Below are 16,233 nucleotides of genomic sequence, written 5' to 3' on the forward strand. Positions count from 1 at the left end.
CTGTTTTCAACCTATGGGTAGTGTGGACATCTGTTGACCTGCAATCGCTATTCAATTGATAAAGCGTTTTTTGACTGGATCGTGGCATTTCAGGGCATCCACGCAAAACCCGGCCTTTTGCTGGCGGGTTACATAAGGTAGACGAGCGCGCAGACAGTTACGTGGACACGCAAAATGGCTCGGATTCTCATCACCTCGGCGATCCCTTACATCAACGGGATCAAGCACCTCGGCAATCTGATCGGCTCGCAATTGCCAGCCGACCTGTACGCACGCTACCAGCGTGGCCGGGGGAATGAGGTCATGTTCCTGTGCGCCACCGACGAACATGGTACGCCTGCGGAACTCGCGGCCGCCAAAGCCGGTAAGCCCGTGGCCGAATATTGCGCAGATATGTACGCGGTTCAGGCGGATATCGCCAACCGGTTCGGCCTCAGCTTCGATCACTTTGGCCGCTCATCCAGCGAACAAAACAAACGCCTGACTCAGCATTTCGCCGGCAAACTGGATGAAGCGGGCCTGATCCGTGAGGTCAGTGAGAAACAGGTCTATTCCAACGCAGATGGCCGTTTCCTGCCCGACCGCTATATCGAAGGCACCTGCCCCAATTGCGGGTACGACCGCGCACGCGGCGATCAGTGCGAGAACTGCACCAAGCAATTGGATCCGACCGATCTGATTGAGCCACGCTCGGCCATTTCCGGCTCGACCGATCTGGAAGTGCGCGAGACGAAACATCTGTATCTGCGCCAGTCGGCGATGAAAGACCAGTTGGACGCGTGGATCGACAGCAAGACCGATTGGCCGGTCCTTACCACATCAATCGCCAAGAAATGGCTGCATGATGGCGACGGCCTGCAAGACCGGGGCATCACCCGCGACTTGGACTGGGGCGTTCCGGTTAAAAAAGGAGATCAGGACTGGCCCGGCATGGAAGGCAAGGTCTTTTATGTCTGGTTCGACGCCCCCATCGAATACATCGCCTGCGCCAAGGAATGGGCGGATGCCAGCGGCCGAACCGATGCCGACTGGGAGCGCTGGTGGCGCACCGACAAGGGCGCGGATGACGTGCGATATGTGCAATTCATGGGCAAAGACAACGTGCCCTTCCACACCTTGTCTTTCCCAGCCACCATCCTGGGCACAAACGCGCACAACGAAGACACCGGATCGTCCGAACGCTGGAAGCTGGTCGATTACATCAAGTCGTTCAACTACTTGAACTATGATGGCGGCCAGTTCTCGACCAGCCAGGGGCGTGGCGTGTTCATGGATCAGGCGCTGGAGATTCTGCCCGCTGACTATTGGCGCTGGTGGCTGCTGAGCCATGCACCCGAAAGCAGCGATAGTGAGTTTACTTGGGAAAACTTCCAGCAATCGGTGAACAAGGACCTTGCCGATGTTTTGGGTAACTTTGTCAGTCGCATCACCAAGTTCTGCCGCTCGAAGTTTGGCGAAGCTGTGCCGGAAGGCGGCAGCTATGGTGAACGCGAACACGCCCTGATCGACGAGTTGACCCGCCGCGTCCGCGCCTATGAAGGCCATATGGAAGCGATGGAAGTTCGCAAATCCGCGCAAGAATTGCGGGCGATTTGGGTTGCGGGAAATGAATACCTTCAAGCTGCGGCCCCATGGTCAACCTTCAAGGAAAACCCTGAACAGGCCGCCGCTCAGGTGCGACTGGGCCTGAACCTGATCCGTCTTTACGCTGTGCTCAGTGCGCCGTTCATACCGGACACCTCAGCCCGTATGCTCAGCGCGATGAACACACTGGACACAGGCTGGCCCGAAGATGTGGCCGCGGCATTGGACGCCCTACCCGCCGGTCACGCATTTACTGTGCCAGATGTTCTATTCGCGAAAATCACCGACGAGCAACGCGAAGACTGGCAGGAAAAATTTGCAGGTACGCGCAACTGACCCTCTTTCAGTGCAATTAATCTTCGGGGGCCTGTTTGGCCCCCGTTTTGCTTGCGGGCGAGGGCGAAGCAAACTTCTAAACCAGCCAAAGCGCTGAAATATTCTGCGCTGACTCCAGCCGGTTCAGGATTCATCGCGCTTGAGAAACCAAGTTAAAAAAGTCATCCTGATACCAAGTTCTTCCGACTCGGGCCTCCAATGCGGTGTGCCCGGCATTATTTCTTACCGTCACGCACGAGGCTTTCGCCATGTCCCCAGCACTTTTTTCTTCCACCCGGACCAGCAGGCCATTGGCCGCAGCGATTGTGCTGTTGTCTGTGGGATTGGCGTCTCCACTCGCCGGCCAGGAAGAAAGCGCGCCTCCGAAAGTGTCGATTTCGGCAGCTTACACTGAAGAGATTACCGACGAAGCCACCTTTATCGGACGCGCCGAGGCGATCAACAACGTCGATATTGTTGCGCGAGTGAACGGGTTTCTTAACAGCCGCGAGGTCGAGGATGGCGCAACCGTCAAGGAAGGTGATCTTCTGTTCACGATTGAGCCCGACCTCTATGAGGCCACGCTTGAAGCCCGCAAGGCCGATCTGAACCGGGCTGAAGCAAATCTTGAATTGGCCAAGGTCGATCTGGCCCGGAAGGAAGAGCTGTATAAGCGCGACGCCACACCGGAATCGGAACGCGACATTGCCCGCGCCAACGAACTGGTGGCTGAGGCCGAAGTCAAAGCCGCAAACGCAGCGATCCAGCAGGCTGAACTGGACCTGAGCTATACGCAAATCCATGCACCGTTCGATGGGCGTATCGGCAGCATCACCACCAGCGTGGGTGACGTTGTGGGGCCGACAAACCCTCCGCTGGTCAATATCGTGAGTGAAACGCCGATCTACGTGAACTTTTCACTGAACGAAAAGCTGTTTACGTCGGTTTTGCAAACCTACGGCGAAAGTTCCGCCTCATTGGCGGAAAGCTCGCAGAGCCCCAATGTGCATGTCATTCTGCCCAATGGTACCGAGTTGGATGAGGTTGGCCGGATTGTGTTCGTCGACAACCGCATCGATCCGTTAACTGGCGCTATCACCGTCCGGGCGCAATTCGACAATACCGCCCGTCTGATCCTGGATGGTGCCTTTGTGAACGTTCAGATCGAAGCGCTGGAACCCACCTTGCAGGTACTGGTGCCTCAGGCCGCGTTGCAACGCGATCAGCGGGGTGAGTTTGTTCTGGTGGTCAATGACCAACAGATGGTCGAGCAACGCTATATCACCACCGGTGACACGGTTGGCACTGCGATCATCGTGACCGACGGGCTGCGTGAAGGCGAAAGTGTGATTGTCGAGGGCCTGCAGCGGGTCCGCCCCGGCGTGGCCGTAGACGCGGTCGTAGCCTCTGAGCAGCCGGGAGAATAACTGATGTTCTCAGCCCTGTTCATCAGCCGGCCAAAGCTGGCGCTTGTCATTTCGTTGGTGCTGACCATCATGGGCGGCATCGGCTATATGGTTCTGCCCGTCGCGCAGTTCCCAGACATCACGCCACCGGTGGTCAGCGTTACAACCACCTATACCGGCGCCAACGCCGAAACTGTTGAAAACACCGTCGCCGCACCAATCGAAGCGCAGGTCAATGGTGTGGACGACATGATCTATATGACGTCCACGTCTTCGGACAACGGATCTTACTCGCTAAACGTCACATTCGAGGTCGGCACCGACCCTGATATCGCGTCGGTAAACGTTCAGAACCGCGTTGCGCAGGCGATGTCGTCGTTGCCGACCGAGGTGACGTCTTCGGGTGTGGTCACGCAGAAATCGTCGACCAACATGCTGATGCTGGTCACGCTGACCTCGCCCAACGGCACCTATGACAGCGTGTTTTTGTCAAACTATGCCTCAATCAACCTGCGTGACGCGCTGGCGCGTGTGCAGGGCGTGGGTAAGGCGGACGTCCTGACCAACCTGGAATACGCAATGCGGATCTGGATGGACCCGGACAAGATGGCAGCACTGTCCATCACACCCGGCGACGTCATCAACGCGATCCGCGAGCAAAACATCGAAGTGTCTGCGGGATCCATCGGTTCTCCTCCGGTGCCTGAAGGGCAAACGTTTCAATATACAATCAAATCCAAGGGTCGCCTGACGTCAGCGGATGAGTTCGCGGACATTGTCATCCGTACCGGGGCTGACGGCGCTATCGTGCGCGTCAAAGACATCGCCCGGACGGAACTTGGGGCGCAATTCTATTCGGCCTCAGGCTATTTCCAGGCTGTTCCGGCCACGGTGATCGGCATCTACCAAGCGCCTGGTGCAAACGCGCTGGCGGTGTCCGAGCGTGTGCAGGCAGAGTTGGAACGCCTGTCCCGTGCGTTCCCGACAGACGTGGAATATGAAGTGCCGTTCAACACCACCGACTTTGTCGAGGCATCTCTGAACGACGTTGTATCGACCCTGATCCTGACCTTCATCCTTGTGATCTCGGTTGTGTTTGTATTTCTGGGCAGTTGGCGCGCAACGGTCATCCCTGCGGTCGCCATCCCGGTGTCACTGATCGGGACGTTTGCGTTCCTACTGGCCTTCGGCATGTCACTGAACACGATTTCGCTGTTTGCGCTGGTGCTGGCCATAGGCATTGTGGTGGATGACGCCATCGTGGTGGTCGAAAACGTTGAGCGTATCATCGCAGACGAAGGGCTGCCTCCTGCCGAAGCAACCCGCAAGGCGATGGGCCAAATCACCGGCCCGGTCATTGCAACCACGCTGGTTTTGTTGGCTGTGTTTGTGCCGGTGACCTTTATGCCCGGCATCTCTGGACGACTGTATTCGCAGTTCGCCGTCACCATTTCGACCGCAGTTGTGATTTCGTCCATCAACGCGCTGACGCTTTCGCCTGCCCTGTGTGGTCTGGTTCTGCGGGAACGTTCGGGCCCGCCCAAGGGGCTGCTGGCTGTGTTCGAAGGCTTTATCGGCACGGTTCGAAACGGCTATGTCGCGATTGTACGCAAACTGCTGGTCTTCCCTGCCATCGCACTGGCCGTCGTCGTTGGTCTTGGTCTGGGCACCGGGACGATCATGTCGAACACATCGGCCGGGTTTATCCCACTTGAAGATAACGGCTATCTCTTTGTTGACGTACAGCTGCCGGACGCCGCCACTTTGGAACGGACGGAAACCGTGACGGCGCGTCTGGACGATCAGATACGAGAAATCCCCGGAGTGGCCAGCACAGTTCTGGTCAACGGGTTCTCGCTTTTGAACGGCACAATCACCAACGGTGCCGCGATCTTTGTGAACCTCGACAACTGGGCGGACCGGCAGGAAGAAGACCTGAGCGCGGATGCAATCCTGGCCAAGGTCCTTGCCATCGCCAACGCCGAATCTGCCGCCTCAATCGTGGCCTTCAACCCGCCGCCCATTCAAGGTCTGGGCATGTCGGCGGGTGTCGAGATGGAGGTACAGCAGACCGGTGGTGGCTCACCGCAGGATCTGGCCTCGGCCGTAGGGTCATTCGTATACGCTGCGAACCAGAGGCCCGAGATTGGGCAAGCCTACACCACGTTCCGCGCCAACGTTCCGCAGCTTTTTGTCGATCTTGATCGAGAAAAAGCCAAGACGCTGGACGTTTCAGTGGCCGAGGTTTTCCAGACGATGCAGGCGCAGTTGGGGTCCTACTATGTCAACGACTTCAACCTGTTTGGTCGCGTTTACCGTGTGATGATTCAGGCGGACGGCACTTATCGGGACAATGTCGAAGACATTGCCAACCTGTATGTCCGGTCTCAAAAAGGCGACATGGTTCCGCTGGGTACGCTGATTGATGTGGAAAACGTGCTTGGCCCGGTTCTTCTGAAACGCCACAATCTGTTCCGCTCGGCGACGGTAACGGCAGTGCCCGCACCGGGTCTGTCCAGTGGCGACGCCATCACGGTGATGACGGAAGAATCTGCAACCGCCCTGCCCCCCGGCTATGCGTTCGAATGGACCGGCACGGCGCAGCAACAGCTGGCCTCGGGCAGTTTGGTGATCATCATCCTCGGGCTTGCGATCCTGTTTGGATACCTGTTCCTGGTCGGACAATACGAAAGCTGGACGATGCCTGTTTCGATCCTTCTTTCCGTTGTTGTGGCCCTGTTCGGGGCCGTGGCAGCCGTGGCGATCGTTGGCAGCGACATCAACCTCTACACGCAGATCGGGATGATCATGCTTGTGGGGCTTGCGTCGAAAAACGGTATTCTGATCGTTGAATTTGCGATGGAGCAACGTGCCAATGGCTTGTCGATCAAAGATGCTGCGGCAGAGGCCGCTTTCCAGCGGTTCCGGGCTGTGATGATGACAGCCTTGTCATTCCTGCTGGGTGTTGTTCCCCTTTTGGCTGCAAACGGCGCGGGTGCCGCCAGCCAAAAGGCGATTGGTGTTGCCGTTTTTGGCGGCATGCTGGCTGCAACCGTGGTGGGTGTCATCGTGGTGCCAGTTCTCTACGCGTTGATGCAAAGCATGCGAGAGTGGTTGAAAGGCAGTAAAAACGATCCCGGCCCGTCCGAAACCGCCGCATGATCCAAAAAAGCCCCGCAGTTCAGCGGGGCTTTTTTCTTATTGCGATCTTTCGCGCCGTCGTCTGGCGATGTCGTGGATCACCTGTTTTGCGTCGACGGGTGGTTCTTGTTCGACCCTGCGATACTCTGATCCGTCCTTGCGCCGCGTCAGCAACCCGCAGGAAATCATCGTGCGGCGCAAAGTTGCCGGATCGTCAAAACAATGCTCGGCATTGAGACACGCGTTAACCTTGGCCTCATGCAAAGTCTTGCCTGTCGGTACAGCAGCCCAGAGCGCCCAAAGCGAAAGGGTTTGCACCGAACGCTTCGAAGGCCACTGCCTCAACCTGCCCTCTGTGTCGAACAGATGAAGCGTGCGTTCAACCAACCGGGCATTCGGCGCTGGTGGATCGGACCGGTTCTGCAGCCTGCGGTTGGCGGCACTATCGGCCCGCATATGTTGCACATTCTGAAACCCGGCTGCACGCGCGACCATGTTCATCAGCGTCAGGTGCGATGGGCTGGCGGCTCCTAGCTGGTTGGACAAGGTCCGAACGAAGGGGGTCAGATCATCAATATGTAAAGGGACTGGCGTTTTGCTCATCACACATCCACATCGGGCGTTCTGCGCATTCGTTGGCCGCTGACCTGACGAAGCAACGCCCTGAGTGTTGCGATGTCAATTATGTCTCACAGGCAGGTTTAGCACTCTGAACCAGAGCAGCGGCGCCTCGGTGTCTGCCGACCGTCTCCAAGGGCTAACACAACAGGAGTCCACCGCCAAGGGTCTTACGACCCCTGTCACGCGGCGCGACGCTCAGCCATCCATTCATCGATCCGCGCTATCTGATCCTTGTTCAGACGAAGACCCAGCTTGTTGCGCCGCCATACAATGTCATCGGCGGTGCGCGCATATTCCTTGTCCATCAGCCAAGCGACCTCTTGCGCAGTCAAGGTTGCGCCAAAGTCTTCGCCCAGATCGGTGGCCTGTTTTGCACCAGCTAGAACATCACGCGCCTCAGTGCCGTATGCGCGGATCAAGCGTGCGGCCCAAGCGGCGGTGAGGAACGGATACTTTGCAAGAAGGTCGCTTTTTAGAGTGTCAACGGCATCAACTGGAAAGTCTCCACCGGGCAAAGCGACACCTGCTGTCCAGGGACCAGGCAGATTAGGAAAGAACTCGGCCACCTTCTCCAGCGCGCTTTCAGCAAGCCTGCGGTAGGTGGTGATTTTACCGCCAAACACGTTCAAAACGGGTGCCCCACCCTGCGCATCGACCTTCAACGTATAATCACGCGTCGCTGCAGTGGCGCTGTTGGCCCCATCGTCATACAGAGGACGCACACCGGAATAGGTCCAAACAACATCATCGCGGGTCACGGCGCGTTTGAAATACTTCGACGCGAAGGCGCAGAGATACTCCTGCTCGGCCTCGGTACAAACCGGCTTGGTGGAAGGGTCCGGATGATCCTGATCGGTTGTTCCAATCAGGGTAAAATCCTGCTCATATGGAATGGCAAAGATGATGCGGCCATCTTCACCCTGAAAGAAATAGCACTTGTCGTGATCGTACAATTTGGGCGTCACGATATGGCTGCCGCGTACCAACCGAACACCCTCGCGCGAGTTCACACGGATCTTGGTCTGGATGATGTCGCCAACCCACGGACCGCCCGCGTTGATCAGCATTTTCGCCTTGATCACACGGGTCTCATCGCTGTCGCGGTCCCGCACGGTCACTTCCCACAGATCTCCCACACGCTCGGCCGAGATCACCTCGGTCCGCACCATGATCTGTGCGCCGCGCGCCTCAGCATCCCGCGCATTCAGGACCACCAGACGGGAATCTTCGATCCAACAGTCGGAATATTCATAGGCCGTTTCGAACTTGTCCTGCAGAGGGTTTCCTTCAGGGGCCGTACGCAGGTTCAGTGACGTGGTTCCGGGCAAAATTTTGCGCCCACCCAGATTATCGTACAAGAACAACCCCAACCGGATCAGCCATGCCGGACGCCGCCCCCGCATCCACGGCATCACCGTGCTGAGCAAACGCGATGTCGGTGTCTCGGAATCGAACCGCATATCTTTGTGATATGGCAACACAAATCGCATCGGCCAGCTGATGTGCGGCATGGCCCGCAGCAGGGTTTCACGTTCGATCAGCGCTTCGCGCACCAGACGGATTTCAAAATATTCCAGATACCGCAACCCGCCGTGAAACAGCTTGGTCGAGGCCGAAGACGTAGCCGATGCCAGATCGTTCATTTCCGCCAGCGCCACTGAAAGGCCCCGTCCAGCGGCGTCTCGGGCAATACCGCAGCCATTGATGCCGCCGCCGATGATGAAAAGGTCTGTGATCTGGTCTTCTGTCGACTGCATGTCCAATGATTCCCCGCCAGGCATGATCAGGCGCATTAGCCAGAATGTTCTTCGTATGGTCAATGTTTATGTTCGTTTATTTTCTTTTTGCAACGCTGATATGAAAAATACGCAGCGCTTCTTGCCAATTTCACCCAAAAGAACAAAAACGAAAGAACGCATTACCTTGGACCCGCCCTATGTCTCTTTCCTTTCGCCAATCCGACATTCTGGAAATTGCCAGCTCTGAGGGGCGCGTCACCGTTGAGGGGCTAGCCGAACGATTTGGCGTTACTGTTCAGACGATCCGACGCGATCTGACGGAGCTTGCGGATGCGGGCAAGCTTGACCGGGTCCACGGCGGCGCAGTTTTGCGGTCTGGCGTCTCAAATATCGATTATGAAGACCGCCGTGCCCTGAATGCGGATGCCAAAACCAGCATCGCCAAAGCCTGCGCCCAGGACGTTCCGGATGGGGCGTCGATCTTCATGAATATCGGCACATCGACCGAGGCCGTGGCACGGCAATTGCTGAACCACAAGAACCTGATGGTCGTGACGAACAATATGAATGTCGCCAACATCTTGATTGAAAACCCGCACTGCGAAATCGTGATGGCCGGTGGCGTGCTTCGGCGGGCTGATGGCGGGTTGATCGGAAATTTGACTGTATCGACAATCCGGCAATTCAAGTTCGATCTGGCCGTTATCGGGTGCTCGGCCCTAGATAGCGACGGTGATCTTTTGGATTTCGATTTTCAGGAGGTTCAGGTCAGCCAAACCATTATCGCACAGGCGCGTCGTACCTGTTTGGTCGCTGATCAATCAAAATTCCAACGCTCTGCTCCGGCTCGGATCGCCTCGCTCAGCGAGATCGACAGTTTCTATACCGATAAGCACCTGCCCCACGAACTTGGTCAAAAATGCGTAGACTGGAATACGGCGCTGCACATTGCCGATTGACGTAATTTATCCGTGTCTTTTCCCGACCTGTTCTTGCCAGACGGGTAATGGCCTGACAGTATCGCCACAAAGTGATCATTGCAGGGATGGGGAGCCTGGGCGGTGATGCACCCGAGTCAGGTTTTTCTGCCAAGCCCGGTTACAAAACACGCCGACCGATCCCCAGAAAACAACCAGCGGGACCCGCACCCCGGCAGGAGGCAACATGGGACTATTGGGCCAGCCTTTGGGCTATTACGATTACCTGACATTTGTAGCATTGATCCTGCTGCTTGCAGCAGTGATGGCAGTTTTCTTGTTCCTGATGGGGCTTCCAGGACGGATCGCGATCAAACGCAATCACCCGCACGCAGAAGCTGTCAAGATCATGGGATGGATGGGATTTCTGGCCGTTGTGCCTTGGGTTCACGCCTTTATGTGGGCTTTCCACGATGGTGTCACCGTCGACATGCGCCGTGGTCCGGACGAAGAGAAAGACGCCATTCGCGATGAAATCAAACGTCTGGGCGGCAAGGTAAAGCCGGAATATCAGGATCGTCTGGACACAGACGATACCCAGCAAGGCTAAGACCTAAGGAAAGCAAGACCTATGTTCGTCGCCCTTGGCATCACTCTTTTCTACATCATTTTTGTCTGGCTCATTTTCTTCAAGCTGGAATTGCTGAAATTCAACATTGCCTGGGGCATCGTCTCGTTCTGGGTGGGTGCGCACCTGCTGCTGATCTTTCTTGTGGCTTTGCGCTTCTTTCAGCCTTTTTCGGCAGACAGCCATGTGGTGCGTTCAACTATACAGATCGTACCTAAACTGACGCAGCCCACAATTTTGACCGAGGTGCTGGTTGAGCCGAACACTCAAGTGACCAAGGGCGACCCGCTGTATCGTTTCGATGACACAGTGTTTTCGCTGGCGGTGGACAATGCCAAGGCGCAACTGGTCGCGGCCGAGCAGAACGCGAAAATTCTGGAACAGGATGTCATCGCCAAAACCGAAGCTGTTGAGCGGGCGAATGCACAACTGGCCTATGCCATAACGGAACAGGCCCGGTACGAAAACCTGGTCCCGGCAGGTGGCGCACGACAGGACGAGCTGGACCGTTGGAACGAGCAAGTCGCCGAAGATCAAGCCGGCGTGAAACAGGCCGAGGCCAATCTGAACAAAGCACAGCTGGCGCTGGAATCGCAGATCGACGGTGTGAACACCGGCATTCTTCAGGCGCAGGCGCAGCTCTCCGAAGCTGAGTACTTCCTCGAAAACACAACGATTTATGCCCCTGAAAACGGTATGATCGTCTCGCAGCAGGCCCGTCCTGGGCTTGTCGTTGGTGATATTCGTTTGGGCGCGATTGCCAGTTTCGTAACCGAGGACAACCCCTATCTCCTTGCCACATTCCGCCAGCAGAATCTGAAGTTTGTTGAGCCGGGGCAAGAGGTTGAAGTAGCGCTTGACCTTTACCCCGGCGAAATCCTGACCGGCAAGGTCGAGGCGATCTGGTGGGCGACAAGGCAAGGACAGTACATCCCGTCTGGGCGCCTGCCCGGTTTTGAATTGCCCAAACTGCCCGGTCGGATCGCTGTACAGATCTCGGTCGATTTGCCCGAAGGGCATACTTTCCCCGCAGGTGGCCACGCTGCCGTGGCAATTTACACGGGCATGGGAAAAAGCTTTGAATTCCTGAGGCGCATCAACATCCGCCTCTATTCCTTCGCCAACTTCATCCGACCGCTGGATATCTGAGGATGCGCGCTATGACACTCCGCCGGTTTCTGGGAACTGCCCTTTGCGCTGCTACTCTGGTGGCTTGCGCACCAGTGGGACCGGATTTCGTGCGCCCGAACTCTCCGGTCGTGAAGCAATGGATCGAAGTGAACAACCCCAGCACCGGCCAAAGCGGCCTGACATCGCGCAGCGCACCCGTGGTGAAATGGTGGGAGACGTTCAATGACCCCACCCTCAACAGGCTGATTGCAGAAGCTTACGCGCAAAACCTGACCCTTCAGGTCGCGGGGGCACGCGTGTTGCAGGCCCGTGCACAGTTGGGCATCGCATTTGGTGAGCTTTACCCGCAATCCCAAGCCATTGGCGGGTCGTTGCAGCGACGGCAGATCAGCGACAATCTTGGACCCATTGCCGATATCAACCGCATCATTCCGCTGGATACCGAATTCTCGACCTCGCAAGTCGGCTTCGATGCCCAGTGGGAGCTGGACGTCTGGGGCGCACAGCGGCGCGGGGTGCAGGCCGCGCGGTCTAATCTGGCACTTCAGGTGGCCAATTACGACGACGCGTTGGTGACACTGACCGGGGATGTGGCTGCTTTGTACGTCAATATCCGCGCGTTACAGGAATCTTTGGCGGTCGCCCGCGAAAACATCAAGTTGCAGCAAGACTCTGCGGACCTGACCCAATTGCGTTTCAACAACGGTGTCACCACCGAGTTGGACGTGCAGGAGTCTACCGCACTTCTCAACAACACCAAAGCTTTGGTGCCCGAGCTGGAAAGTGACCTGCAACAAACCAAGAATGCCCTGGCCGTGCTGCTGGGTGTCACGCCGTCCCGGATGACCAGCTTGTTGGGGAACTCGGGCCGCATCCCGTCCGCGCGGACAAATGTGGCTGTGGGTGTACCCGCCGAACTTCTGCGCCGCCGCCCGGATGTGCGGGCCGCGGAACTGGCTGCTGCGACGCAATCGGCGCAGGTGGGCATCGCGATGGCGGATCTGTATCCACAATTCGTGCTGTCCGGCTCGATTGGCCTACAGGCTTCGGGCGGACGCGACCTGTTCAGCGGCAACAGCACCACCGGTCTGGCCAGCGCTGGCGTGGTCTGGAACGTGCTGAACTATGGCCGCATCAAGAACAATGTCCGCGCACAGGATGCCGCCTATCAAGCGCTGATCTCCAATTACCAGAACACCGTTTTAACCGCGTATTCCGAGGTTGAAAGCGCCATGGTCGCTTATACTCAGGCACGTAAACAGGTTGGATTCTATCAGCAAAGCGTCGACGCCTCGCGCAAGGCGGCTGAGATTGCGGTCAGCCAGTACACGGACGGCATTGCCAGCTATTCGCGTATTCTGAACACGCAAACCGCCCTTCTGCGCTCGCAAGCCAATCTGATCGAAGCGCGCCAGCAAGTGTCCAGCAATCTGGTCGCGGTGTACAAAGGTTTAGGCGGCGGTTGGCAGATCCGTCAAAATCAGGAGTTTCTGCCCGAGACCGTGTTGGCCGAGATGGCCTATCGCACCGATTGGGGGGATCTGCTGCAGAAAACCCCAACCGGTGCCAGCCTGAACTGATCCTACTTTGTCAGACCGCGCAGCCCGCCTGAGATCAGGATATTGACCTCATAAAGGATACGCGGCGCGGCCAACCCGCCGGGGCTGGCCAGATAATTCGGGCTCCATTCCGGGTCAAATTTCTGCTTGAAGCTGCGCAAGCCTTCGAAATGATAAAACTGTTCGCCGTGCTCATAAACGAACCCTCCGATCCGGTTCCAGAGCGAGGCATGTTGCCGGTTTTCTATGCCTGAAAACGGCGCAGCCCCCAGCGAGAACCAGTGAAAGCCCTGTTCCGAGCCCCACACCATCATCTCTGCAAACAAAGCGTCCATGACAAAGCTGGGGCTGTCAGGCTCATAGCGCATCAGGTCCAGCGACAGTTCGGATTTGTTGCCGCCTTGGAACAGGTTGGCGAACGCCTTGATCTTACCTGTGTTTCCGTCGCGCAATACCGCATGGTCGAAATAAGACAGGTACTGATCGTCAAAGCCCCCAAGCGCAAATCCTTTTTCGGCACCGGCCTTTTGCTCGAGCCAATGATCTGAAATCTCGCGCAATTCTGGCAATACCGGTGCCAGTTTTTCCTTTGGGATAATCTCAAACACATAGCCTTCCCGCTCGGCCCTGTTCTTGGCCTGCCGGAACCGCTTGCGCGACTTTCCGTCCAGCGAAAAATCTTGCAACGGCACGCGCGCGACCTCACCTATTTTCAGGATCGACAGACCCAGGTCCAGAAAGGTTGGCAGATATTTGGTCGATACACTGTAGAACGCACACAGCTTTCCTTCACGATCCGCCATTTCCCGAAGCTGCCAGATCAATTGGCGGCCTGCGACCTCGTCCCCTACTGGCTCCCCTTTTGAGATCACCGCGTTGCCCGTATCGGCATAAGCAATGAAGGCCGTTTTATCCGGTGAAATCAGAAACTGCTTGTCGCCGGTCAGCGAGATCTGGGACTCGGTATCCTCGCTCTCCATCACCAACCGTTCGACAACCTCGGGGATTTCGGTGCGTTGTGGTGTTGGAATTTCGCGCCCGAACAGAGAGTTCACGGCCACAACGCCGACGATCACAGCCACAACAAGGCTCGAGCGTAAAAACCTCGAAGCGTCGCCATTCCAGGCAAACTCCCACCACAAAGCGTTTTGGTATTCGACGTGGGAATAAGCAAATAGCCCAATCCAGAAAATGACCGCCAGCAACACAACAACGCTTATCAGCCATGGGATGTTCAGACGGAAAATCGAAGCGCCGCTGACCCTGTAAAACGCTCCACGGAACAGGCCCAAAACACCTATCGTCCCCAACATCGACACCGCTTCGTGCGTGTCCAAACCCTTGGCGAGAGACGCGAAGAAGCCTGCCGCCATCAACAACATCGCCACCACCCAAGCGCGGTAAAGCTTGCGGAACAAGCCGCGCGAAACCAGTAAAAGCAGAACACCAATGGCGCTGCCTACCAGATGCGAGGCTTCAACAAAGGACAGCGGCAAAACATCCTTCAAAACGCCAAGGTTCTGTGACCCAGCAGGCAGCGCCCCTGACACCAGCAGGATCACCCCGGCCACCGCTGCCACACCGGCCGCAACAATCGGCACCATTGGCCGGATCGCGCGGTACACCCAGGTTGCAGCCCCGCTGATCCGGCGGCGTTGTGTCAGTGCCGACGCCACAGCAATCGACAGGCTGGCAATTGTGAATGGCAGAAAAGTATAAACCACACGATACAACAACAGCGCGGCAATAACGTCGGATCGTCCCGATGCCCCTAGCCCGGCAATCAGTGTCGCTTCGAACACGCCAATCCCACCCGGTGCGTGGCTGAGGATACCTACAGCGATAGCGGCAATAAAAATCGTGAAGAAATACGGGTAGCCAACGCCCAGATCGTCCGGCATCAGGACATACAACACCATGGATGCGCCGAACAGATCGCCAATCGCGGCCAGCGTCAGAAGGCTAGCAAGTTTTCCGCCCGGCAGGTTGAACCCCACACCGGCCAATGAAAACCGCCGTCCACCGGTGGACAACCAGATGAAGAGGACAAGCAGCCCACCCAGCAGACACAGCCCGATGGCGGTTTCCACTGTTGCGCTGACCGGTACCACCTTCGAGATGCCGTCGGGATGAAAGGTCAACAACAGACCCACTATCAGAACCAGACCCATCCAGAACGCCACCCAAGAGGTCGCAATCACCCCGGCCACGCGCCCCAGATCCAGACCAAGCGATGCATAGATCCGATACCGGATCGCGGTTCCGGTGATGTAAGAGAAACCGAGGCAATTTGATACAGCATAACCGCTGGCTCCTGCCATTCCGGCCACCGGCAAGGGTACTTTGCCATCAGCCACGCTCTGCACAGCGAACACGTCGTAAAGTGACAAGGAAAAGAAACTGAACGCCGTCCAGCACAGCGCAATGAACATCAGTTTCCAAGACGTCGCCGAAATGTCGTTCTGCACATCCGACCATTTCACATGGGCCGACAACTCGTGCAAAACCGTCAGTGCAATGCCCGTTACGACAATGGGTATAGCGATGCGCAGCCAGGGCTTCTCCAGAATTGCCGTAATACGTTCTGCCCATTGCAAGGCGAGCGGTTCGTCAGATTTCTGCGAAGTGGTCATGCTGCACGTCCCTGCCTGTCTGCAAATCCAATCGATCCAGCGATTGCTTTGTCATATTTTGCCCAGAAACACTGGCACAAATTGTTTTCATCTCAAAGCACTAGAGCCGCCCCTTTCGCGTGGACAACAACAGATTCGTCTCGGATCGTGTGATACCGTCAAAGCGGCGGATCTGAAACAGAACCTCATCCAGCTCGGCCAGGGTTTCGGCAGAGATCTCGGCTATCAGATCCCAACTGCCATTGGTCGAATGCACTGCTGTCACCTGCCGCAAGGCCGCTATACGCGCCATGACACGTTCTGTCCCGCGCCCTTCAATCTCCAGCATCATCAAACCACGCACCGGACTTTGCGCCAGATCCCGTCGGGTGAGAACGGTGAAGCCGACAATTTCTCCGGACTGTTTCAGCCGCTGCAACCTGCTACGCACCGTGGTGCGCGTCACGCCGAGCGTTTCTGACAGCTCAGACAGGCTGGCGCGCGCATCACGTTGCAACGCATTGAGCAATCGATTGTCCAAATCGTCCATATCTTTTTCTCATTAAGGACTTTCTTGACC

The 16,233-nt window shown here is 56.9% G+C and carries 11 protein-coding genes; 7 read left to right on the forward strand and 4 right to left on the reverse strand.

The window, feature by feature from the left end; genetic code table 11:
• Window positions 1-174: 174 nt before the first annotated feature.
• The 3 genes from metG (at window position 175) to ACR3EH_RS01885 (ending at window position 6,467) form a co-directional block, all read left to right on the forward strand.
• A complete protein-coding gene (gene metG / locus ACR3EH_RS01875; protein ID WP_171182856.1) occupies window positions 175-1,920 on the forward strand; it encodes a methionine--tRNA ligase in 1,746 nt (581 codons plus the stop codon).
• A 248-nt stretch (window positions 1,921-2,168) separates the two neighbouring features.
• Window positions 2,169-3,326 (forward strand): efflux RND transporter periplasmic adaptor subunit, encoded by a 1,158-nt coding sequence (locus ACR3EH_RS01880; RefSeq protein WP_171182854.1) that lies wholly within the window; start codon window positions 2,169-2,171, stop codon window positions 3,324-3,326.
• A 3-nt stretch (window positions 3,327-3,329) separates the two neighbouring features.
• Window positions 3,330-6,467, forward strand: a complete 3,138-nt coding sequence (locus ACR3EH_RS01885) for an efflux RND transporter permease subunit (RefSeq protein ID WP_171089568.1) — start codon at window positions 3,330-3,332, stop codon at window positions 6,465-6,467.
• A 36-nt stretch (window positions 6,468-6,503) separates the two neighbouring features.
• Here the strand turns inward: ACR3EH_RS01885 and ACR3EH_RS01890 are convergent, their stop codons facing one another.
• A complete protein-coding gene (locus tag ACR3EH_RS01890) occupies window positions 6,504-7,049 on the reverse strand; it encodes a DUF2087 domain-containing protein (protein ID WP_171182852.1) in 546 nt (181 codons plus the stop codon).
• Window positions 7,050-7,246: 197 nt separating this feature from the next.
• Window positions 7,247-8,824, reverse strand: coding sequence for a glycerol-3-phosphate dehydrogenase (gene glpD / locus ACR3EH_RS01895; RefSeq protein WP_171646849.1), 1,578 nt, complete (start codon window positions 8,822-8,824; stop codon window positions 7,247-7,249).
• A 179-nt stretch (window positions 8,825-9,003) separates the two neighbouring features.
• Here glpD and ACR3EH_RS01900 point away from each other — a divergent pair, with 179 nt between their 5' ends.
• From ACR3EH_RS01900 to ACR3EH_RS01915, 4 genes are all read left to right on the forward strand, one after another.
• Window positions 9,004-9,765 (forward strand): DeoR/GlpR family DNA-binding transcription regulator, encoded by a 762-nt coding sequence (locus ACR3EH_RS01900; RefSeq protein WP_171182849.1) that lies wholly within the window; start codon window positions 9,004-9,006, stop codon window positions 9,763-9,765.
• Between the two features lie 205 nt (window positions 9,766-9,970).
• Window positions 9,971-10,333 (forward strand): DUF3302 domain-containing protein, encoded by a 363-nt coding sequence (locus ACR3EH_RS01905; RefSeq protein WP_171182848.1) that lies wholly within the window; start codon window positions 9,971-9,973, stop codon window positions 10,331-10,333.
• A 21-nt stretch (window positions 10,334-10,354) separates the two neighbouring features.
• The gene (locus tag ACR3EH_RS01910; protein ID WP_171182846.1) at window positions 10,355-11,500 is read left to right on the forward strand and encodes an HlyD family secretion protein; all 1,146 of its coding nucleotides are present in this window, start codon (window positions 10,355-10,357) and stop codon (window positions 11,498-11,500) included.
• Window positions 11,501-11,511: 11 nt separating this feature from the next.
• Entirely contained in the window at window positions 11,512-13,062 is a 1,551-nt protein-coding gene (locus tag ACR3EH_RS01915; RefSeq protein ID WP_253762014.1) for an efflux transporter outer membrane subunit, read from the forward strand.
• Window positions 13,063-13,064: 2 nt separating this feature from the next.
• On the opposite strand, the gene mprF is transcribed toward ACR3EH_RS01915, so the two are convergent.
• Both mprF and ACR3EH_RS01925 read right to left on the reverse strand, forming a co-directional pair.
• Window positions 13,065-15,674: a bifunctional lysylphosphatidylglycerol flippase/synthetase MprF gene (mprF, locus tag ACR3EH_RS01920; RefSeq protein WP_171182842.1), complete on the reverse strand. Its 2,610-nt coding sequence runs from the start codon at window positions 15,672-15,674 to the stop codon at window positions 13,065-13,067.
• 100 nt (window positions 15,675-15,774) lie between these two features.
• Window positions 15,775-16,203 (reverse strand): Lrp/AsnC family transcriptional regulator, encoded by a 429-nt coding sequence (locus ACR3EH_RS01925; RefSeq protein WP_171089554.1) that lies wholly within the window; start codon window positions 16,201-16,203, stop codon window positions 15,775-15,777.
• Between the last annotated feature and the right edge of the window lie 30 nt (window positions 16,204-16,233).

Source organism: Ruegeria sp. BG7, assembly GCF_056535685.1.

Excerpts from the sequence above, each read along its gene's own strand:
- metG (WP_171182856.1), top strand. The coding sequence starts at position 175 with ATGGCTCGGATTCTCATCACCTCGGCGATCCCTTACATCAACGGGATC.
- ACR3EH_RS01880 (WP_171182854.1), top strand. The coding sequence starts at position 2,169 with ATGTCCCCAGCACTTTTTTCTTCCACCCGGACCAGCAGGCCATTGGCC.
- ACR3EH_RS01885 (WP_171089568.1), top strand. The coding sequence starts at position 3,330 with ATGTTCTCAGCCCTGTTCATCAGCCGGCCAAAGCTGGCGCTTGTCATT.
- ACR3EH_RS01890 (WP_171182852.1), bottom strand. The coding sequence starts at position 7,049 with ATGAGCAAAACGCCAGTCCCTTTACATATTGATGATCTGACCCCCTTC.
- glpD (WP_171646849.1), bottom strand. The coding sequence starts at position 8,824 with ATGCAGTCGACAGAAGACCAGATCACAGACCTTTTCATCATCGGCGGC.
- ACR3EH_RS01900 (WP_171182849.1), top strand. The coding sequence starts at position 9,004 with ATGTCTCTTTCCTTTCGCCAATCCGACATTCTGGAAATTGCCAGCTCT.
- ACR3EH_RS01905 (WP_171182848.1), top strand. The coding sequence starts at position 9,971 with ATGGGACTATTGGGCCAGCCTTTGGGCTATTACGATTACCTGACATTT.
- ACR3EH_RS01910 (WP_171182846.1), top strand. The coding sequence starts at position 10,355 with ATGTTCGTCGCCCTTGGCATCACTCTTTTCTACATCATTTTTGTCTGG.
- ACR3EH_RS01915 (WP_253762014.1), top strand. The coding sequence starts at position 11,512 with ATGACACTCCGCCGGTTTCTGGGAACTGCCCTTTGCGCTGCTACTCTG.
- mprF (WP_171182842.1), bottom strand. The coding sequence starts at position 15,674 with ATGACCACTTCGCAGAAATCTGACGAACCGCTCGCCTTGCAATGGGCA.
- ACR3EH_RS01925 (WP_171089554.1), bottom strand. The coding sequence starts at position 16,203 with ATGGACGATTTGGACAATCGATTGCTCAATGCGTTGCAACGTGATGCG.